General features: G+C 57.9%; 3 protein-coding genes. All 3 read left to right on the plus strand.

All coding sequences use genetic code 11. The features are described 5' to 3' along the window. Positions 1–717 precede the first annotated feature (717 nt). Genes EN750_RS39705 through EN750_RS32510 form a run of 3 tightly spaced genes read left to right on the plus strand, consistent with a single transcriptional unit; the run spans position 718 to position 1,819 of the window. The gene (locus EN750_RS39705; protein WP_189526619.1) at positions 718–1,008 is read left to right on the plus strand and encodes a head-tail connector protein; all 291 of its coding nucleotides are present in this window, start codon (positions 718–720) and stop codon (positions 1,006–1,008) included. Next, positions 1,005–1,346 (plus strand): phage head closure protein, encoded by a 342-nt coding sequence (locus EN750_RS32505; protein ID WP_189526621.1) that lies wholly within the window; start codon positions 1,005–1,007, stop codon positions 1,344–1,346. The genes EN750_RS39705 and EN750_RS32505 overlap by 4 nt, the downstream gene beginning before the upstream one ends. Continuing rightward, positions 1,343–1,819: a hypothetical protein gene (locus EN750_RS32510; protein WP_127399133.1), complete on the plus strand. Its 477-nt coding sequence runs from the start codon at positions 1,343–1,345 to the stop codon at positions 1,817–1,819. Before EN750_RS32505 ends, EN750_RS32510 begins: the two co-directional genes overlap by 4 nt. The last annotated feature ends 9 nt before the right edge of the window (positions 1,820–1,828 follow it).

A 1,828-nucleotide genomic window follows, 5' to 3' on the forward strand; every position in this document is an offset into this window, starting at 1 on the left:
ACGTAGAGGAGAGAAAGCATGAGACAGAATGTCAGAGAATGTAATTCCGGTAGAGCAATTCGAAGCTGAATACAAAGTCGTTTATGACACGGGCAAGGTAGAATGGTTGCCTTGCTCGGTTGTCGGTGTCACTTACGATGGCCGCTGGTCGTCAGGTCAATTCGTCACGATCATCGAAGGCACTGACGGTTTGCTCTACCCGTCCAGTGCGGACGCAGTGCGCAAGCCCGAGCCTTACTATCCACGACGGCCGAGCGCATGACACTCGCCGCACCGATTGGTGGCGCCAACCATCTTGGGCGCAGCGTGCTTCCATCAAATCCACGAGGGAAGCTAGAGATGACATCAACAATAGCCGACCGTCTGAACGACATAGCCGATCGCCTGGCACGCCTCGCACCATCGCACCGCGATCCGCACCGATATCATGAAGCCAAGAGCGAGATGGTTCACGCCCTGCGCACGCTCGCAAGCGAAGCCACACAGACAGCCACACACAAGCCCGCTGATGCGCGCCGCTGAACAACGCGCACGGCCCGCAGAATGCCCTGCGAGACGCCAGGCGCCACGCCCTTGCCGCGCCCTGCCATGCCAACGCATAGGCCGGGGGAAGGGTCGGACATTGGCCGGTTGCCTAGGGACCGGCGTCCCCCCGTCGTACGCGATTTTGTCGAATTGGGCCGTTCATTAAAACCCAACACAGAAAAGGAATACAAGGTGGAATTGATAACACTGGAAGAATTCAAAGAACACGCCCGGATCGTGGCGACCGATGAAGACGACGCCATTCAATTGAAGGTCGACGCTGCCAACGCTTATGTGTCGTCTTTCCTGCCGGCGCCTGAAGACCCGCCCGCGGCGATTGCCGACGAAGTGAAGCAGGCCACGCTCCAAATTTGCAGTGAGTGGTGGGAAAATCGCGAGAACAGCTTCCCCGGCCAAATTCAGGAAATCCCGCTCGACGCGATGGAGATCATTTTGAACCATCGCCAATGGAGCTTCGGATGACCGCGCGCGTGGGGCAAATGCGGGAGGTTGTTCGCCTTCAGCAATACACCGAAGTGGACGACGGGCATGGCAACACGGTTGGGGAATATGCCGACGTCGCCACCATTCCGGCCAGAATCCAATCGGTGAAAGGTAGCGAGCAAATTCTGGCGGGCCGACTTGCAGGCGTCCAGCCGATCGTCATCACCATTCGTAACGGTGGCGATGCCGCTGCCGTCAACACAGATTGGCGGGCCGTCAACGACCGCACCGAAGAAACGTACAACATCAGAAGCATCATTCGATCCGAGCGAGGCGACTGGATTGACTTGTTGGTAGAAGCCGGGGTGGCGACATGACCTTGAAAATTAAGGGGATGCGGTTCTTCGATGAGGATGACGGCCGCAACGGTTTCACGGTTCTGGCGCACGCCGAAATCGAGATTGAAGACCTGATGAACTTGAACAACGTCACCTTGGCGTGGTCGGCAGATCGGGGCTATACGGCGCTTGCGCCAATGGGCAGAGACAAGTCCGGCCTGCGGTCGGTTATTTGGAATTCCGACTCACCGTTCGCGCGTCTCGTAGCCGAAAAAATGCGCGCGATGTATCACCGAATGGGCGGTAAGAACCCGCCTGCGGCCGACCTTCAACTTGTCAAGGAGCGCGAGGCGGCTATCGCCAAAGCCAAGTCAGGCGAGATCGAACATCGCGTTTTCCCGGCCACGTTTACAGTCAATGAAAGCGAACCGGAAGCGGATGACGCTGCCGGTCTTCACCGAATGCTTGGCGTTGACCCGGTTTCGGAAACGATGGTGAGGGCTGGGCTGTGAGCCATCACA

This window comes from Mesorhizobium sp. M7A.F.Ca.ET.027.03.2.1 (genome assembly GCF_003999175.1).
In the GTDB taxonomy this organism is placed as follows: domain Bacteria; phylum Pseudomonadota; class Alphaproteobacteria; order Rhizobiales; family Rhizobiaceae; genus Mesorhizobium.

Bases quoted from the DNA above. Each gene is read 5' to 3' on its own strand.
- EN750_RS32505 (WP_189526621.1), top strand. From the start codon at position 1,005: ATGACCGCGCGCGTGGGGCAAATGCGGGAGGTTGTTCGCCTTCAGCAA.
- EN750_RS32510 (WP_127399133.1), top strand. From the start codon at position 1,343: ATGACCTTGAAAATTAAGGGGATGCGGTTCTTCGATGAGGATGACGGC.